We start from the raw sequence: 17314 nt of genomic DNA, 5'->3' as shown, positions 1-17314 counted from the left end.
CTCCCGCCTCAGTCCTCGAGCCAGACGGCAGCGAGCGAGGGGCGCCCCACCGACTCGGTGCGGAAGCCCTGCACGTTCGGCTGCACGCCGTAGACCTGCGGTTCCTCGAAGAACGGCAGCACGTAGGCCTGCTCGGTCAGGTGCGCCTGGATGGCGGCCGAGGCCTCCTCGCGGCCGTCGACGGTCGGCTCCGACGCGACGCGCTGCAGCAGCTCCTCGAGCTCGGCGTCGATCGGCTCTCCGTCGGCGTCGGCGTTCTGCAGCGTGCTGCGGTTCTCGATCGAGTACTGGCTCTTGATCACGTCGAAGTCCGCGCGCCCGACCATCGAGTGGTAGATCTGGATCTGCTCCACGTCGGCCGATGCGGCGGTCTGCGCGGCCTGGTCGCCCTGGAAGAGCTCGAGCTCGACGCCCACCTCGCGCAGCTGCTGCGCGACCAGCGTGATGACGTCGCGCGAGCGGGGCTGCGGGAGCGCCTCGTTCACGACCAGGTGCAGCCGCTCGCCGTCGCGCACGCGGATGCCGTCGGCGCCGGGCTCCCAGCCGGCCTCGTCGAGCAGCCGGTTCGCGAGCTCGGGGTCGAAGGCGTAGGCGTCGCCCTGGTCGGCGTAGCCGAGCGCCGTCTGCGACAGCGACGAGGTGGCGAGCGGGTACTGCTCGGAGAAGATCGACGAGACGATCGCCTCGCGGTCGATCCCGGCGATGAGCGCCTGCCGCACGCGGATGTCCTCGAGCAGCGGGTGGCCGAAGCGGAAGCTGAGGCCGTTGTTCACGCCGTTGGTCTCCGCCGCGACGATGGGGATCCCGGCGGCGGAGACCTCGGCCTCGTGCTGCGGCTCGACCTGCCGCGCGATGTGGGCCTGGCCGGAGGTGAGCGCGCCGATCCGCACGCTGTCCTCGGGCGCGATCACGATGTCGACGGCGTCGACGTACGGGCGGCCCTGGTTCTCGGCCGACGCGGGGGCCCAGGCGTAGTCCTCGCGCGCGGCGAGGCGGATCGAGGTGCCGACCTCCTCCGACTCGACGACGAAGGGGCCCGCGCCGATGATCTCGGTCGCGTTCCCAGGGCCGAAGCCCTCGGAGTCGCGCTCGAGCGTCGCGTCGGCCAGCAGGCCCGAGTTGATGGTCGAGACTGCCTGCGCGAAGCCGGGGGCGGGCGCGCTGAACGTGAAGCGCACCGTGTCCTCGTCGACGACCTCCCCGGCGGTGAAGTCGTTGATCGCCTCGGAGACGATGAGCGCGCGGTCGGTGTCGCCTGTCCCGAAGAGCTCGATGTTCGCGACGACGTTCTCGGCGGTCAGCGGCGTGCCGTCGGAGTAGGTGACGTCGGTGCGGATGTCGAAGGCGTACTCGGTCGCGTCGTCGTTCACCTCCGGCAGCGCCGTGGCGATCCAGGGCTCGAGCTCGAGCGTCTCGGGGTCCTGGTGCAGCAGGCGTGCGGTGAGGTTGTTGACGAGCGCGCCGTTGGGGTAGAAGCCCGCGCTCGGCGGGTAGAGCGAGGTGTAGGCCTGATGCTCGAGGTAGGTGAGCGTGCCGCCGACGACCGGCTCGCCGTCGCCGCCGGCGGCGGGCGAGGACGCCTCGCTCGCGGAGCAGGCCGAGAGCGCGAGCGCGGCGACGAGGGCGCCGGCGATGCCGACCCGGCGGGGGGACGTGCTGTGGACCACGATGAACCTCCATAAGCAGGACTTGGTGCTGCCACAAGTACAGACGATCGGGTCGCGTCGCGCACATCGCCCTGCAACGAGGCGTCACACTTCGCCAGGGATGCGGTCGCGCACCAGGCCGACGGGGCCGCCCGCTCGCGCGGACGGCCCCGTCGGCCGGAGAGCGGCTCAGCGCACCGCGACCGCCGCGCGGGCGCGCGCCGCTGCCTCGACGAGCCCCCGCAGGCTCGCCACGGTCTCCTCGTAGCCGCGGGTCTTCAGCCCGCAGTCGGGGTTGACCCACAGCAGCCCCGCGGGGATGCCGTCGGTCGCGGTCGCGAGCAGGGCGTCGAGCTCGTCGGCGCCCGGCACGCGAGGGGAGTGGATGTCGTAGACGCCCGGTCCGATGCCGCGGCCGAACCCGTGCTCGGTCAGCGCGCCGACCACCTCCATGCGGGAGCGGGCCGCCTCGATGCTCGTGACGTCCGCGTCGAGGCCGTCGATCGCATCCACCACCGCGTTGAACTCCGAGTAGCACAGGTGCGTGTGGATCTGCGTCGCCGGCGCGGCGCCCGCGGTCGCGAGCCGGAACGCGTCCACCGACCACGCGAGGTAGTCGGGGCGCGCCTCGCGGCGCAGCGGCAGCAGCTCGCGCAGCGCCGGCTCGTCGACCTGCACGATGGAGACGCCTGCCGCCTCGAGGTCGGCGATCTCGTCGGCGAGCGCGAGCGCCACCTGATCGGCGGTCTCGCCCAGCGGCTGGTCGTCGCGCACGAACGACCACGCGAGGATCGTGACGGGGCCCGTGAGCATGCCCTTGACGGGCCGGTCGGTGAGCGACTGCGCGTAGGCGATCCACTCGACCGTGAACGGCGCGGGCCGCGACACGTCGCCCCACAGGATCGAGGGCCGGGTCGCGCGCGAGCCGTACGACTGCACCCAGCCGTGCTCGGTGGCCGCGAAGCCGTCGAAGTGCTCGGCGAAGTACTGCACCATGTCGTTGCGCTCGGGCTCGCCGTGCACGAGCACGTCGAGGCCCAGCTCCTCCTGCAGCGCGACCACGCGACGCACCTCGGCGCGCAGCACCTCGGCGTAGGCGGCGTCGTCGAGCTCGCCCCGCGCGTGGCGCGCCCGGGCGGCGCGGATCTCGCCCGTCTGCGGGAACGACCCGATCGTGGTCGTCGGCAGCGGCGGCAGGTCGAGCCGCTCGCGCTGCAGCGCGTCGCGCTCGGCGTAGGGCGCGCGCTCGCGCGCCTCGGCGGGCAGCGCCGCGAGGCGCTCGCGCACCGCGCCGTCGCGCACGCCGGGCGCGGCGGCGCGGTCGGCGATGGCAGTGCGCGCGGCGGCGAAGCGCGCCTCGTCGGGAGCGCCCTCGAGCGCCGCGGCGAGGGCCGCGACCTCCTCGACCTTCTGGTCGGCGAAGGCGAGCCAGGAGCGCAGCCGCTCGTCGAGGCCGCCCTCGGCGTCGAGGTCGTGCGGCACGTGCAGCAGCGAGGTCGACGTGCCGACCGAGACGGGGCCGCGCTCGGCGAGGGAGCGCAGCGCCTCGAGCGCCGCGTCGAGGTCGGTGCGCCACACGTTCCGGCCGTGCACGACGCCCGCGACGAGCGGCAGCGCCCCGGTCGCGGGCGCGGTGCCGCGCACGAGGTCGATGGCGAGCGCGTCGACGTCGGCAGCGAGGGGCTCGACCCGGCCGGCCGCGTCGCCGTGGCCGGTGTGCAGCAGCACGCGCAGCCCCGCGCTCCGCACCGCGTCGGCGCCGGCGCGCGCGACCGCCTGCAGCTCTGCCGTCGCCACGTGGTCGAGGTCGGCGACGAGCGCCGGCTCGTCGAGCTGCACCCACGTGGCGCCGGCGGCGGCGAGCGCGCTCGCGAGCTCGGCGTAGGCAGGCACGAGGCGCTCCGCGAGCTCGATCGGGCGCACCCCATCGGCCTTCGCGAGCGCCAGGTAGGTCGCGGGGCCGACGACCACGGGGCGCGCGTGGACGCCGGCCTCGCGAGCCTCGAGGAAGCGATCGACGATGCGGCGGTCGGCGAGCGAGAAGGTCGAGCCGGCGTCGAGCTCGGGCACGAGGTAGTGGTAGTTCGTGTCGAGCCACTTCGTCATCTCGAGCGGCGCGTCCTCGGCGTCGCCGCGGGCGAGCAGCCACTCGCCGGCGAGCCCGCCCGGGAGCCGGCCGCGCAGCCGCGGCGGGACCGCGCCGAAGGTGAGCGTGGCGTCGAGGACGTGGTCGTAGTGCGCGGCCTCGACCGGGATCGACGCGTCGTCGGCCCGCAGGCCGAGCGTGACGAGCCTCGCGAGGTCGGCGCGGCGGTTCGCGGCGGCCGCGGCGTGGAAGCCGTCGTCGTCGAGGGCGCCGCGCCAGTGAGCCTCGAGCGCGCGCTTCAGCTCGCGCCGGCGGCCGATGCGGGGGTAGCCGAGGATCGTGCCCCCGGGGAAGGTGCTGGTCATGGTGCTCCTGTCGTGATCGTGCGGGTGGGGGCGAGCGCGCCGATGCCGTGCAGCACGTCGATCGCCGGCCGGTGGTCGTTGAAGGTGTAGAGGTGCACGCCCGGCGGGTCGTGCTCGGCGAGCGAGTCGATGAGCGCGACGGCCGCGTCGACGCCGATCGCGACCGCCTCGTCGGGCGTCGCCCGCTCGAGCCGCTCGGCGAGCACGCGCGGCAGCCCCTCGCCGGCGAGCTGCGCCGAGCGCACGAGCCGGCGGTGCGAGGTGGGGATGACGACGCCGGGCACGATCGGGATGGTCACGCCGCGCGCGCGTGCGAGCTCGACGTAGCGCGCGTAGTCGTAGGGGTCGTGGAACAGCTGCGTGATGGCGAGCGTCGCGCCCACCTCCTGCTTCGCGAGCAGCGCGTCGACGTCGCCGCGGTGCACCCCCGCGCCGGGGTGGCCGTTCGGGAAGGCGGCGACCGCGATCTCGACGCCGCAGCGGCGCTCGGCGAGCGCTGAGGCGCGCAGGCCGGGCAGCGGCACCTCGGCGTAGGGCACCCGCTCCGAGTCGACGCGGTCGATGAGCTGCACGAGCTCGGCCGCCGACCGCAGCGACGTGGCGGGCTCGGGGACGCCGTCAGCGGGCGGGTCGCCGCGGAGCGCGAGGAACTTCGTGATGCCGGCGTCGAGGAACTGCCGCACGAGCCGGGCCGTGTCGCTCACCCCGAGCCCCGTGCAGGTCAGGTGCGCCATGGGGCTCACCCCCGCGTCGAGCAGTCGCTGGAGGACGCCGAGCGAGTGCCGCGAGGTCGTGCCGCCGGCGCCGAACGTGACCGAGACGAACGCCGGCTCCACGGCGGCGAAGGCGTCGACCGCCTCGAGCATGCGCACCGCGGCGGCGTCGTTCCGGGGCGGGAAGAGCTCGAACGAGTAGGGGAGCGCGCTCACGGTGCCGGTTCCTCCAGGGCCAGCCCCTCCAGCGCCTGCTCGAGGTCGGCCACGATGTCGTCGGCCCGCTCGAGGCCGACCGAGATCCGCACGAGCCCCGGCGTGATGCCGAGCGCGAGCCGCTCCTCCTCGGCGAGCTTGCCGTGGATGGTGCTGCCGGTGTGGATCGCGAGCGTGCGCACGTCGCCGATGTGGGTCATCTGGCTCACGAGCCGCAGCCGGTCGAGGAAGGCGCGCGCCGCGGCCCTGCCGCCGCGCAGCTCGACCGAGACGACCGATCCCGCGCCGTCGGGCAGCATCCGCCCGACGACCTCCGCCTGGGCGTCGTCGTGGTCGGGGTGGTGCACGCGCGCGACGGCCGGATGCGCCGCGAGGGCGGCGACGACGGCGCGCGCGTTGGCGACGTGCCGCTCCATGCGCAGCGAGAGCGTCTCGATGCCGTGCAGCAGCAGGAAGGCGCTCGTCGGCGGGAAGGTCGGCCCGTGCTCGAGCACGACGACGGAGCGCAGGTAGGCGCCGTAGGCCGCGCTCCCGAAGCGCTCGGCGAACGACGGCGCGCCGTGCGGGCGCGGAGCGTGCAGGTGCGGGAAGCGCTCGGCCGACCAGTCGAAGGCGCCGCTGTCGACGACCGCGCCGCCGATGACCGACCCGTGGCCGCCGAGCCACTTCGAGGTCGAGTGGATGACCACGGCCGCGCCGTGCTCGAAGGGGCGGCACAGGTAGGGGGTCGCGACGGTGTTGTCGACCACGAGCGGCACGCCGGTGCGCGCCGAGACGCGGCCGAGGAGCGCGAGGTCGGCGACCTCGCCGAGCGGGTTCGCGATCGACTCGGCGTAGATGGCGCGGGTCGTCGGCCGCACGGCCGCCACCCAGCGCTCCTCGTCGGCGTCGATCGGCAGCTGCTCGAACTCGAGCCCCTGCCGCGCGAGCGAGCCGCGCACCATCTCGCGCGTGCCCTCGTAGAGGCGGTCGGTCGTGAGGATGTGGTCGCCGGCCTGCGCGAGGGCGTGCAGCGCCGCGGCGATCGCCGCCTGGCCGCTCGCGACGAGCACCGCGTCGGCGCCGCCCTCGAGGTCGGCGATGCGGCGCGCCGCGACGACGTTGGTCGGGTTGTCGTTGCGGGAGTAGGCGCGCTTGGCGCTGCGGCCCGCGAAGCGCTCGACGCCGTCGTCGAAGTCGTCGAGCACGTAGCCGGCGCTCTGGTAGATCGGCGTGACCCGCGCGCCCGCCTCGCCGTCGACGATGGCGCCGGCGTGGATCTGCCGGGTCTCGAAGCCCCAGCCGCCGCTCATCGACCGGCTCCCGCGCCCACCGGCAGCACGGCGTCGGCGATCCGCTCGATGGCCTCCTCGAGCACCGGCGCGGGTGTCGCGAAGACGAGCCGCACGTGCGTCTCGGAGCCGCGGCCGCAGAGCGCCCCGTCGGTGAGCGTGACGCCGGCGCGCTCGCGCAGCAGCGTCGCGGGGCTGCCGGCGGGCAGGCCGAGGCCCGCGAGGTCGAGCCAGGCGAGGTAGGTCGCCTCGGGCGCGCGCCAGCGCACGCCCGGCAGCCGCTCGGCCAGCAGCCCGGCGAGCAGGTCGCGGTTGCGCTGCAGGTAGGCCACCGCCTCCGCGAGCCACGGCCCGCCGTCGCGGTAGGCGGCGGTCGACGCGATCACGCCGAGCGTCGACGCGCCGTGCGCGACGGCGAACCCGAAGCGGCGGTAGACGGCCTCGTCGGCATCGTTCGCGGTGATGAGCTGCGCGGCCTTCAGCCCCGGGATGTTCCACGCCTTCGACGCGCTCGTGCCGGTGACCGCATGCGCCGCGGCGGCGGGGGACACGGATGCGTAGGGTACGTGCGCGCGCCCGTCGAAGCGGATCGGGGCGTGGATCTCGTCTGCGAAGACCCGGCCGCCGTGGCGCTCGACGATCGCCGCGATCGCCTCGAGCTCGGCGCGCGGCAGCACCGTGCCGGTCGGGTTGTGCGGGTTGCACAGCACGAGCGTGCGGGCGCCGGCGGCGAACGCGCGGTCGATGGCTTCGAGGTCGTGGCGCCAGCGGCCGTCCTCCACGACGCCGGGCACCTCGACGACGGGTCGCCCGAGGGTCGCGAGGTAGGTGAGGAAGGGCATGTAGGCGGGGGTCGGCACGATGACCGCCGAGCCGGCCGGCGAGTACTCCTCGACCGCGACGCCGAGGGCGGCCATCACGTCGGAGACCGCGTGCACCCGCTCGGGGTCGACGGCCCATCCGTGCTCCCGCGCCTGGAAGGCGGCGGTCGCCTCGGCGAGCTCGGCGGCGGTGGCCGGCGAGAGGTACCCCAGCACGTCGTCCTGCACGGCGCGGGCGAGCGCCTCGCGCACGGGCGGCGCGGTGCCGAAGTCCATCTCGGCCACCCAGGCGCCGATCGTGCCCGGGTGCAGGCTCCACTTGCGGCTCGACGGGCGCTCGAGGTCGACCCGGCGGATGCCGTCCCAGGCGTGCTCGCCGCGACAGTGCTCGGCCATGCTGCTCCCTCATCTCGTGGACGAGGGCCAGACTCGCAGTGGCTGCGCCGCAGGCGCACCCCGGGCGGTAACACGGCGACATGCGCCGCGCGCGCCCGCGGGCGTCAGTCGTCGCGCTGGGGAGCGTTCCGCCTCGCGGCCCAGGCGAGCGCCCAGAGGGCGACGACGACCGCCGCGCACACCATGGACGCCCACAGCCCGGCACCCGTGGAGACGACGACCTCGAAGATGAAGCTCGTCACGCCGACGAGGAGCACCGACACGACCACGAGCGTCGCGATCAGCAGCACGTTCGCCAGCCGCACGATCTCCTGCTTTATGCGCTTCTGGAAGTGGAGGCGGTGCACGAGCACGGGCGTGAGGCCCAGGAGGGTCGCGAGCGCGGCGAGCGCGACGAGCACGAGGTAGTGCATCACCTCGTCCTGGTCGAGGTCGCGGAAGCCCGACTGGAACGCGACCGCCAGCAGGAAGCCGGAGACCAGCTGCGTGCCGGTGAGCACGACGCGGAGCTCCTGCAGGATGTCGCCGAAGTTGCGGTCGGCGCGCTCCTCAGGGGTCTCGTCGCGCCCGCGGGTGTCGTTCTGCATGTCGGCATCCTGCCACCGACTCGGGCCATCCGTGCGCCACGGGCGCCGCCACGGCGCAGCGCTCCGGTTCAGTGGTCGCGGAGGCGCTCGATCAGCTCGGCCTTCTTGAGCCCCGAGGTGCCCTCGATGCCGAGCTCCTTCGCTCGGTCGCGCAGCTCGTCGACGGTGCGATCCTCGTAGCGCTCGGCGTCGCCGCCGCGCTCGCCGACCTCGGAGCGGCCGTCGCGCGCCGCCGCGTTGGCGATGCGGGCCGCCTTCTCCTTCGAGTTCCCCTCGTCGCGGAGCTTCTCGTAGAGCTCCTCGTCCTTGATGTGCGGATCAGGCATCGGATTCCTCTCGCAGCGGGTCGTCGTCGGGCACCGACGCTACTCGTCGACGCCGTCGCGTCAAGGGCCGTGGCACGGCGAGCAGCGCGATGCCGGCGCCCACGACCACGAGGCCCGCCCAGCCGACCGGCGTCGGCCGCTCGCCGACGACGAGCACCGCGAGCAGCGTCGCGACCACCGGCTCGGCGAGCGCGAGCGTGGTCGCGCTCGACGACGGCAGCGCCCGCAGCGCGTAGCCGAAGAGCAGGTAGGCGAGGGCCATGGGCACGAGGGCGAGGTACCCGATCGTGAGCGCGCCGCCCGGCGAGGCGAGCGGGCCGAGGCCGACCACCGCGAGCCACGCGAGGCACGCGAGCCCGCCGAGCAGGAAGAGCGCGCCCATCGCGCCGGTCGCCGGAGCGCCACGGGCGATGAGGCGAGCGCCCGCGAAGGCGTACAGCGCGTAGCCGAACCCGGCCGCGAGCGCGAGCGCGACGCCCGCGGGCGCGGCCGAGGCATCCGCCGGTCCGCCGCCCGCGGCGGCGCCGTGCCCGCCCACCGCGAGCAGGGCGATGCCCACCACCGCGACGCCCGTGGCGGCCGCCCAGCGCCGGTCGGGGCGCCGGCGGTCGACCGCCCACTCGAGGAGCGCCGCGAAGATCGGGCCCGAGCCGAGCGCCACGACGTTGCCGACGGCGACGCCCGCGAGCGTCATCGACGGGTAGTAGGCCGCCGGGTAGAGCACGACGCCCGCGGCGCCGGCGAGCAGCCAGCCCAGGTGCGCGCGCTGCCGCAGCACACCCAGCACGCGGCGGGCCGAGGCGGCGGCGAGCACGAGCCCGCCGACGCCGAACGTCGCGAGCCCGAGCGCGAGCGCCGAGGAGCCCGCCGGCGCGAAGTGCGCGACGGTGCCGGTGGTGCCCCACAGCACGGCCGCGAGCAGCACCGCGACCGCGTGCGAGGGACGCGCCTCGGCCGCGGGGATCTGCACGCGACGATCCTACGGACGTGCCAGCATGGCCCCATGCGACACCGCGTCTCCGAGCTGCTCGCCGGCGCCCGACTGCTGCTGCGCGGCTTCGGCACCTGGGCCCGCGACCCGGGCCTCATGCTGCTGGGCGCCATCCCGGCGCTCATCGTGGGGCTCGCCATGCTCGCCCTCGTCGTGCTGCTCGCCTTCCAGGTGGGCGGATGGGCCGAGGCGCTCACGCCGTTCGCCGACGGGTGGGACGAGCAGTGGTCGGGCGCGCTGCGGCTCGCCCTCGCCCTCGGCATCCTCGTCGGCGCGGTCGTGCTGTGCGTGCTCACCTTCGCCGCCGTCACGCTCGCGGTCGGCGAGCCGTTCTACGAGCGCATCTCCCGCTCGGTCGAGCGGCGGCTCGGCGGCATCCCCGACGAGGTCGAGCTGGGCTTCTGGCCCGGGCTGGGCAAGGGCCTGCGCGACGCGGTCGTGCTCATCGGCATGGCGATCGGCACGGGTGCCGTGGTGTTCCTCGTGGGCCTCGTGCCGCTCGTCGGCACGGTGCTCGGGCTCGTGGCCGGCGCCGTGCTGGGCGGCAGCGCGCTCGTGCGCGAGCTGACCGGCATCGCCGGCGACGCGCGCGGCCTCTCGCTCGCCGAGCGCCGCGCGCTGCTGCGCAGCCGCCGCTGGCGGTCGCTCGGCTTCGGCATGGTCGCCTACCTGCTGCTGCTCGTGCCCGGGCTCGCCGTCGTCGCGACGCCCGTGGCCGTCGTGGGCGCGACCCTGCTGGTGCGCGACCTCCGCGGCGAGCCGACGACGGCCGTCCAGAGCGCGCCGTAGGCTGGTCGGGCCCACCCCACCGAGAGGTTCCATGCCTGCTGCAGCCGCTGTCCGACGCGCCTCCGCCGACGAGATCGCCGATTGGGACGCGCTCATCGAGGCGAACCCCGACGGCGGGCACATGGTGCAGTCGACGGCGTTCGCCGAGGTGAAGCGCTTCGACGGCCTCGAGCCCGTCTTCCTCGTGATCGACGCGCCCCTTCCGGTCGGCGGCGGCACCGAGCGCATCCACGCCCTCGCCCTCGAGGGCTCGGTGTCGCTCGGCCGCTACTGGTACCTGCCGATGGGGCCGACCGCCACCGACATGGCGGCCGTCGTCGAGGGCCTCCGCGCCTTCGCCCGCACCGAGCAGGGACTGCTGGTGGTCAAGATCGAGCCGCACCTCGAGCGATCGCCCGAGCGCATCAACGAGCTCGTCGCGCTCGGCCTCGAGCAGAGCCGCGACATGCAGGTGATGACGCACACGGTCGTGCTCGACCTGGCCCAGGGCGAGGAGGAGCTGTTCGCGTCGTTCTCGCAGATGATCCGCCGCCAAGTGCGCGGGGCGACGAAGAAGGGCTACCGCGTCGAGCGCCCAGAGCCCACCCGCGAGACCTTCGACCGCATGCACGCGATGATGCTCACGGTGCAGGGCGGCAAGGGCATGGCCGGCATGCGCGAGCGCGCGTACTACGACGAGTTCTGGGGCCGCTTCACCGAGGCCGGCACGGGGCGCTTCTACTTCGGCTACGACGACGACGGGGACGAGCCGCAGGCCGGCATCTTCGTGACGACCGCGGGCCGCACCGCCGTCTACAAGGACGGCGGCTCGCGCCCCGACCGCAAGATCAACGGCGGCTCGGCGCTGCTGCTGTGGACGGCGATGCAGGACTGCATCGCCGAGGGCAAGCTCGCCTTCGACCTCGCCGGCACGCCGCCGGCCGACCGCGCCGACGACCCGACGCATCCGTTCCACGGCCTCGCGCAGTTCAAGCTGCGCTTCGGGTCGATCACGAGCTTCCTGCCGTCGTTCGACCTCGTGCTGCACCCGGTGCGGCACCGCCTGTGGGAGTCGGTCGTGCGCCGCGTCGAGTGGCGCCTGAAGCCCGGCCCGGACACGCTGCGATGAGCGCGCCCACCGCGGTCCGCTTCGCGACCGACGACGAGATCGCGCGCTGGGACGAGCTCATCGAGCAGAACCCCGACGGCGGCATCATGACCGGCGCCCGGGCCATGGGCGAGATCAAGCGCTACGACCGGCTCGAGCCGCGCTTCCTCGTCGTCGAGGGCGCCGAGACCGTCTACGCGCTCGCCCACGAGGGCACCGTCTGGCTCGGCCGCTACTGGTACGTGCCGCTCGGCCCGACGTGCGCCGACCTCGAGGGCATGGTGCGGGCGATGCGCGAGTTCGGCCGCCGGCAGGCGGGCCTGCTCGCCATCAAGGTCGAGCCGCACCTGCTGCGGAGCCCCGAGCTCATCGCGCGGATGGAGGGCGCGGGCGCCGTGCGCAGCCGCGACATGCAGCTGCTCACCCACACGGTCGTGCTCGACCTCACGCGCGGCGACGAGCTCATCATGGACTTCCAGAAGAAGCTCCGCTCGTCGATCCGCGGCGCCGAGAACAAGGGCTACCGCGTCGAGCGCATCGAGGCGCACGACGCGACCGAGCACGACTTCGAGCGCTTCTACGAGCTGCTGAAGACCATCAACGGCGGCGAGGGCGTCGCAGCGATGCGCGAGTACGCCTACTACCGCCTCTTCTGGGGCGAGTTCGCGAAGACGCGCAACGGCCGCTTCTACTTCGGCTACGACGACGACTCCGGGCAGGCGCAGGCCGCGATCTTCGTCACGCTCGCCGGCCGCACCGCCGTCTACAAGGACGGCGGCTCGCGCCCGACCCGGCACATCGCCGGGGGAGCGGCGCTGCTGCTGTGGCGCGCCATGCAGGACGCCGCGGCCGACGGCAAGTCGGCCTTCGACCTGTGCGGCACGCCCCGCCCCGACCAGCTCGACGACGAGACGCACTGGTACCACGGCGTGGGCCAGTTCAAGAAGAAGTTCGGGCCCGTCGTCAGCTACCTGCCGTCGTTCGACATCGTGCTCCGCGGCGTGCGCCACCGGCTCTGGGAGCAGGCGGTGCGCCGCATCGAGTGGCGACTGAAGCCCGGCACCGACGCCCTGCGATAGGAGACCCGTGGCATCCGCAACCGCCCACCGCTGGACGATCCGCCGAGCCCGGCAGGACGAGCTGCTCGACTGGGACGCCCGCATCGAGGCGAACCCCGACGGCGGCCAGTGGACCCAGGGGCTCGCCTACGCGAAGCTCAAGGCCACCGAGCGCCTGCGCCCGGTGTTCCTCGTGCTCGAATCCGAGGGCGCGGGGCCCGTGCACGTGCTCGCCCTCGAGCACCGCAGCCTCGCCGGCCGCTACTGGTACCTGCCGCTCGGCCCCGGCGCCGCCTTCGACGAGCTGCCCGGCATCGCGGATGCGCTGCGCGCGGCCCGCGACGATGTCGCGAAGGGCGTATTCGCGGTCAAGGTCGAGCCGTACGAGGTCGACACGCCGGAGCGGCGCGAGGCGCTGCGCGCGGCCGGCTTCCGCGCGGCGAACACGGTGCAGCAGAACATCCACACGGTGCTCGTCGACCTGCGGCCCGACGTCGACGACATCTTCGCCGGCTTCAGCAAGAAGCTGCGCAACCACATCCGCAACGCCATCAAGCACGGGTACCGCGTCGAGAAGGTGCCGCACTCGGAGGCCACGTACGAGCAGATGTACGCGCTCATGCAGACGGTCGCCGGCGGCAAGGGCGTCGACACGATGAAGCCGTACGCGTACTACCGCACGCTGTGGGGCGAGCTGTGCGAGCGCGGGCAGGGCCACTTCTGGTTCGGCTACGACGGCGCGCACGACGGCCCGCAGGCGTCGGCGTTCATGATCGGCTTCGGCCGCTACGCACTGGCCAAGGACGGCGGGAGCGTGCCCGACCGGGCGATCCGCGGCGGCGCGCACCTGCTGCGCTGGACGGCGATGCAGTGGTTCAAGGAGCAGGGCCGCGAGGTCTACGACACGTACGCGACGCCGCCGTCGTGGCGCGCCGACGACGAGACGCACCGGATGCACGGCCCGGGCATCTTCAAGCGCCTCTTCGGCCCGATCGTCGACCACCTGCCGAGCCACGACCTCGTGCTCGACGAGGCGCGCTACCGGCTGTTCCTGCGGCTGCTGCTGCCCGTCGAGCGGCGCGTGCGCCGGCGCCCGTGGGGCATCTGGTAGCCGAGGTTCACGCGACCGCGCGGCCGCAGATCTCGTCGAGGCTCGTGCCGAGCAGCTCGGCCGAGCGCCGGTACTGCGCGAGCAGCCGCTCGCGGGTGGCGGCGTCGGGCATCGCGTCGAGCCGCCACGGCAGCGCGTTGTCGCGGAGGTCGGCGATCTTGACCGCCACCGCGAGCTCGCTCCGCCGCACGCGCTCGAGGAACCCCTCGAGCGGCTCGTCGTCGCGCGCGGTCATCGCCTCGACCGCCTCGACGATGCGCTGCGGGAAGTGCTCGGCGAGCAGCTCGCGCAGCGAGATCGAGCCCCACTCGAGCACGTCGTGCAGGATCGCCACCGAGCGCGCGTCGTCGCCCTCGACGTCGAGCATGACCCGGATGGCGTGGGCCACGTAGGGCTCGCCCTGCCGGTCGGTGCGGCCCTGGTAGGCGCGCGTGGCCACGAGGATCGCGTGCTGCAGGTCGCCGGTCGCCATGACGCGAGCGTAGCCCCGCGGCTATCCTGAACGCATGTCACGCGTCGCCGATCCCGCCGAGCTCGCCCGCCTCCTGCGGGGGACCTGGGCGATCCGCGCGACGACGTTCCCGTACTGGACGCACGCCGAGCGCAAGAACCCGCGGGTGAGCTTCGAGCTCGTGCGCAACTCGCCGCTGCAGCTGCGCGAGGTCTACGAGTACCACCGGCCCGACAAGGGCGACCGCGAGGTGATCGCCGAGGCGACGTGGGCGGGCCGGCACTTCTCGTGGCGGATGCTCGGGCGCTCCCGGCTGCTGTCGAGCGCCTACGTCGTCTCCGACACGCCCGCGACGCCCGACATCGTCGCCATCCACTTCGGCCGCTCGACGGTGCTCGGCCAGAGCGCGGTGTCGATCCTCGCCCGCCCGCACCTCGACCCCGACGAGGTGCGCCGGGCCGTGTCGATCGACACGCACTCGTTCGAGCTGTCGGCCGAGGAGTTCTGGCGCCTGCAGTGGCTCGTGCCCTACACGCCGTCGGCGCCGGCCTCGAGCGACTCGCGCGCCTGACGCACGTCCTCCAGCAGGGCGCCGATGAGCACCCAGTGGGTCGGATGCGGCGCGGGCACCTCGATCGGCGTCGTGAGCGCCGGCCCCTCGAGCGCCGGCATCGACATGGTGCGCCCGTCGTCGAGCGCCTGCTGGTCGACGAGCGCTCGCACCTCGTGCGCGATCCGGCGCACCTCGACGGCGATGCGCTGCACCGTGGCGTCGGCGACGAGCGACGGCTCGAAGCGGTCGGCGATCGAGCGCGACATGCCGATGACGCGGTTCGTGAGCACCGTGAGGCTCAGCAGCAGCCGCTCGTCGCGCTCGATGCGCTCCCGCAGCGCGCGGGTGCGGGGGTTCAGCCGCGTGGAGTCCTCGAGCGCGTCCATGGCGGCCCGCGTGGCCTGCGCGCGCCCGCGCAGCGCCCGCGCGTCCTCGAGCAGCCGCGCTCCCTCGACCCGGTCCGAGGTGAGCGCGCGTGCGACGCGGTCGTAGGCGTCGGCGATGTCGTGCGCGAGCTCGCGCATCGCCCGCTCCGCAGGCTCGTGGTGCACCGGCGGCACGACGGCCAGGTTGATGAGCAGCGCGACGACGGCACCGATGAGCGTCTCGACGACGCGCTCGAACCCGAACAGGGGCCCCGTGCCGGCGCCGAGCGCGAGCAGGATCATGGCGCTGATCGGCAGCTGGTTCGCCGCCATCGGCGCGAGCCGCAGCAGCCGCGCGAGCACGACCGCGACCATCGTCACCGCGAGCACCATGAGCGGCCCGGGCGGCAGCAGCAGGTGCGCGACCCAGGCCAGCACGACGCCGCCGAGCACCCCGCCCGAGCGCTCGACGCCCTTGCCGATCGACTGGTTGACGCTCGGCGCCACCACGAGCAGGGCGGCGATGGCCGCGAAGATCGGCAGCTCGACGCCCAGCAGCAGGCGGCTGGCGAACCACGAGAGCGCGATCGCGACCACGGTCTTCAGCACCTGCAGCCATGAGGCCTGCTCGACGCTCAGCAGGCGCCCGAACCACCGACGCCCGATCCGCTGCACGGCTCCACGATACGCGCGGCGTGCGCCGTTCCCAGCGGGGGCGGTGTTGGATGGGGCCATGCTCGACAACGCCGCCGCCGTGCTCATGCGGCTCGTCGCGGAGAGCGGGCGAGAGCTCGTCGACTTCGCGCAGAAGGATGTGGAGCCGGTCAACGACGGCTTCATCATCGGCTACTCCTGCGGAGTGCGCACGCCCGACGACACGATCGAGCGCGTCACCATCTACGTGAACACGTCGCCGGGCGCCCCGGTCGACGAGCACACCGTCGAGCTCGTCGACGCCTCGGGCCGTCGCCTGACCGCGTGGGCGTACCCGCAGGACCCCGCGCTGCCGTCGCTCCCGGCCGTCTCCTACCCCGAGGCCGCGGGCGTCGTGCTGGCGAAGTTCGGCATCGCCGCCGAGGGCGCGAAGCTGCGCATGGAGGCCTACCGGCCCGGCAAGCGCGCGGTGCTGCGCGTCGACACCGCCGACGAGCGCTGGTTCGCGAAGGTCGTGCACCCGTCGCTCGCCTCGACCATCCACGACCTGCACGAGCGCTTCCGCGCCGCCGGCGTGCCCGTGCCGCGCACGCTCGGCTTCTCGGACGCCGGCCTCGTGCTGCTCGGCGAGCTGCCGGGCGTGCCGGCCATCGAGGTCTTCGAGCGCATCGACCGCGTCCGCTTCGCCCGGGGGCTCGACGAGCTCACGCAGCACATCGCCACGGTGCCCGCGGCGATCGGCGCGCGCGAGTCGCTCGCGCGCCGCGTCGACTGGTACGCCGAGCGCATGGAGGAGACGGCGCCGGTCTTCGCGCGGCAGACCGCGAGGCTCGCGCGCATCGTGCACGAGCGCTACGCGGCGACGCCCGTGCCGCGCCCGGTGACGATCCACGGCGACCTGCACCTCGGCCAGATCTTCGTGGCCGAGGACGACCCCTCGCGCATCACGGGCATCCTCGACATCGACACCGCGGGGCTCGGCGACCCGGCCGACGACCGCGGCGCGCTCTTCGGGCACGTCGTCGTCAGCGCCGTCGAGCGCACGCCCGGTACGCCCGCCGGGGCGGCGCTCGCCGCGTTCGCCGACGAGCTGCAGGCCGGCTGGCACGGCGACGCGCGCGTCGCGGCGATCGCGGCGACGCACCTGCTCGGGCACGCGCTCGCCAACGCGGGGCGCGGCGACGACCGCGGCAACTCGTCGGCGCAGCAGCTGCTCGAGCGTGCCGAGGCCGTGCTGCGCTAGCCGCGAGCGCCTAGGTGTACTTCCCCGGGAGGTTGTGAACGCTCGGGTTGAGTGAAGGCCTCCGTGGAGGATGTGGGTTACCAAGCTCACTCGTCCAAACGGAGGCCTTCATGGTTCACGCTAATGCTCCTTTGACTGCGGTCGGGAGGGAGCGGCTGGCTCGGCTGATCGTCGAGCAGGGCTGGCCGGTCCGGCGCGCTGCGGAGCGGTTCCAGGTGTCTCCGGCGACAGCGTCGCGGTGGTCGCGCCGGTTCCGCGAGGGCGAGCCGATGACGGACCGCTCGTCCCGGCCGGGCTCGTCGCCGGGCCGGACGCCAATGCGCCTGGAGCATCGGATCGTGAGCCTGCGGTTCTCCCGCCGCTGGGGTCCGCACCGCATCGGCTACCACTTAGGCGTTCCGCGCTCGACCGTCGGTCGGGTGCTGCACCGCTACCGGATGCCGCCGCTGGCGCATCTCGATCAGGCGACCGGGCTGCCGGCCCGGCGGCCGACACCGATCCGCTACGAGGCGACCGCGCCGGGCCAGCTGGTCCACGTCGACATCAAGAAGCTCGGCCGCATCCCGGATGGAGGCGGCTGGCGCA

Annotated in this window: 17 protein-coding genes; 7 read left to right on the top strand and 10 right to left on the bottom strand. The window is 74.2% G+C overall.

Annotated features, from left to right (window positions below):
- Positions 1 to 8: 8 nt before the first annotated feature.
- The 8 genes from FQ330_RS00085 to FQ330_RS00050 all read right to left on the bottom strand — a co-directional run bounded on the left by FQ330_RS00085 (position 9) and on the right by FQ330_RS00050 (position 9397).
- Positions 9 to 1667, bottom strand: coding sequence for a TIGR04028 family ABC transporter substrate-binding protein (locus tag FQ330_RS00085; RefSeq protein ID WP_146354201.1), 1659 nt, complete (start codon positions 1665 to 1667; stop codon positions 9 to 11).
- A gap of 168 nt (positions 1668 to 1835) precedes the next feature.
- The gene (gene metE / locus FQ330_RS00080; RefSeq protein WP_146354199.1) at positions 1836 to 4097 is read right to left on the bottom strand and encodes a 5-methyltetrahydropteroyltriglutamate--homocysteine S-methyltransferase; all 2262 of its coding nucleotides are present in this window, start codon (positions 4095 to 4097) and stop codon (positions 1836 to 1838) included.
- Positions 4094 to 5026 (bottom strand): methylenetetrahydrofolate reductase, encoded by a 933-nt coding sequence (locus tag FQ330_RS00075; protein ID WP_146354197.1) that lies wholly within the window; start codon positions 5024 to 5026, stop codon positions 4094 to 4096. Before FQ330_RS00075 ends, metE begins: the two co-directional genes overlap by 4 nt.
- Complete coding sequence (locus tag FQ330_RS00070) at positions 5023 to 6318, bottom strand: O-acetylhomoserine aminocarboxypropyltransferase/cysteine synthase family protein (RefSeq protein WP_146354195.1); 1296 nt, start codon at positions 6316 to 6318, stop codon at positions 5023 to 5025. The genes FQ330_RS00075 and FQ330_RS00070 overlap by 4 nt, the downstream gene beginning before the upstream one ends.
- Positions 6315 to 7514 carry a MalY/PatB family protein gene (locus FQ330_RS00065; RefSeq protein ID WP_146354193.1) on the bottom strand — a complete coding sequence of 400 codons (1200 nt, stop codon included), beginning with the start codon at positions 7512 to 7514 and terminating at the stop codon, positions 6315 to 6317. The genes FQ330_RS00070 and FQ330_RS00065 overlap by 4 nt, the downstream gene beginning before the upstream one ends.
- 104 nt (positions 7515 to 7618) lie before the next feature.
- Positions 7619 to 8101, bottom strand: coding sequence for a DUF6328 family protein (locus FQ330_RS00060; RefSeq protein ID WP_146354191.1), 483 nt, complete (start codon positions 8099 to 8101; stop codon positions 7619 to 7621).
- A 68-nt stretch (positions 8102 to 8169) separates the two neighbouring features.
- Complete coding sequence (locus tag FQ330_RS00055) at positions 8170 to 8427, bottom strand: DUF7218 family protein (RefSeq protein ID WP_146354189.1); 258 nt, start codon at positions 8425 to 8427, stop codon at positions 8170 to 8172.
- Positions 8420 to 9397, bottom strand: a complete 978-nt coding sequence (locus FQ330_RS00050; RefSeq protein WP_225792607.1) for a DMT family transporter — start codon at positions 9395 to 9397, stop codon at positions 8420 to 8422. The genes FQ330_RS00055 and FQ330_RS00050 overlap by 8 nt, the downstream gene beginning before the upstream one ends.
- 33 nt (positions 9398 to 9430) lie before the next feature.
- On the opposite strand from FQ330_RS00050, the gene FQ330_RS00045 reads away from it, so the two are divergent.
- Genes FQ330_RS00045 through FQ330_RS00030 form a run of 4 tightly spaced genes read left to right on the top strand, consistent with a single transcriptional unit; the run spans position 9431 to position 13463 of the window.
- Complete coding sequence (locus FQ330_RS00045; RefSeq protein ID WP_146354187.1) at positions 9431 to 10207, top strand: EI24 domain-containing protein; 777 nt, start codon at positions 9431 to 9433, stop codon at positions 10205 to 10207.
- 31 nt (positions 10208 to 10238) lie between these two features.
- Complete coding sequence (locus tag FQ330_RS00040; protein WP_146354186.1) at positions 10239 to 11315, top strand: lipid II:glycine glycyltransferase FemX; 1077 nt, start codon at positions 10239 to 10241, stop codon at positions 11313 to 11315.
- The gene (locus FQ330_RS00035; protein ID WP_146354183.1) at positions 11312 to 12373 is read left to right on the top strand and encodes a lipid II:glycine glycyltransferase FemX; all 1062 of its coding nucleotides are present in this window, start codon (positions 11312 to 11314) and stop codon (positions 12371 to 12373) included. The genes FQ330_RS00040 and FQ330_RS00035 overlap by 4 nt, the downstream gene beginning before the upstream one ends.
- Positions 12374 to 12380: 7 nt before the next feature.
- Positions 12381 to 13463, top strand: coding sequence for a lipid II:glycine glycyltransferase FemX (locus FQ330_RS00030; protein WP_146354181.1), 1083 nt, complete (start codon positions 12381 to 12383; stop codon positions 13461 to 13463).
- Positions 13464 to 13470: 7 nt separating this feature from the next.
- Here the strand turns inward: FQ330_RS00030 and FQ330_RS00025 are convergent, their stop codons facing one another.
- On the bottom strand, positions 13471 to 13935 hold the full coding sequence (locus FQ330_RS00025; protein ID WP_146354179.1) for an HD domain-containing protein: 465 nt from the start codon (positions 13933 to 13935) through the stop codon (positions 13471 to 13473).
- Positions 13936 to 13969: 34 nt separating this feature from the next.
- Here FQ330_RS00025 and FQ330_RS00020 point away from each other — a divergent pair, with 34 nt between their 5' ends.
- Positions 13970 to 14485 carry a hypothetical protein gene (locus tag FQ330_RS00020; RefSeq protein WP_128189946.1) on the top strand — a complete coding sequence of 172 codons (516 nt, stop codon included), beginning with the start codon at positions 13970 to 13972 and terminating at the stop codon, positions 14483 to 14485.
- On the opposite strand, the gene FQ330_RS00015 is transcribed toward FQ330_RS00020, so the two are convergent.
- Entirely contained in the window at positions 14443 to 15507 is a 1065-nt protein-coding gene (locus tag FQ330_RS00015) for an FUSC family protein (protein ID WP_192575783.1), read from the bottom strand. The two genes, FQ330_RS00020 and FQ330_RS00015, sit on opposite strands and share 43 nt — an antisense overlap.
- Before the next feature lie 58 nt (positions 15508 to 15565).
- On the opposite strand from FQ330_RS00015, the gene FQ330_RS00010 reads away from it, so the two are divergent.
- Together FQ330_RS00010 and FQ330_RS00005 are read left to right on the top strand one after the other, a co-directional pair.
- On the top strand, positions 15566 to 16729 hold the full coding sequence (locus FQ330_RS00010; RefSeq protein WP_192575782.1) for a phosphotransferase family protein: 1164 nt from the start codon (positions 15566 to 15568) through the stop codon (positions 16727 to 16729).
- A 110-nt stretch (positions 16730 to 16839) separates the two neighbouring features.
- Positions 16840 to 17314 (top strand): helix-turn-helix domain-containing protein (locus tag FQ330_RS00005; RefSeq protein WP_146354165.1); only part of this gene is annotated, 475 nt, incomplete at its 3' end.

The organism is Agrococcus sediminis (genome assembly GCF_007923295.1).
In the GTDB taxonomy this organism is placed as follows: Bacteria; Actinomycetota; Actinomycetes; order Actinomycetales; family Microbacteriaceae; genus Agrococcus; species Agrococcus sediminis.
The sequence above is the reverse complement of the archived record's forward strand: the minus strand, read 5'-3'. Positions and strand labels throughout refer to the sequence as shown.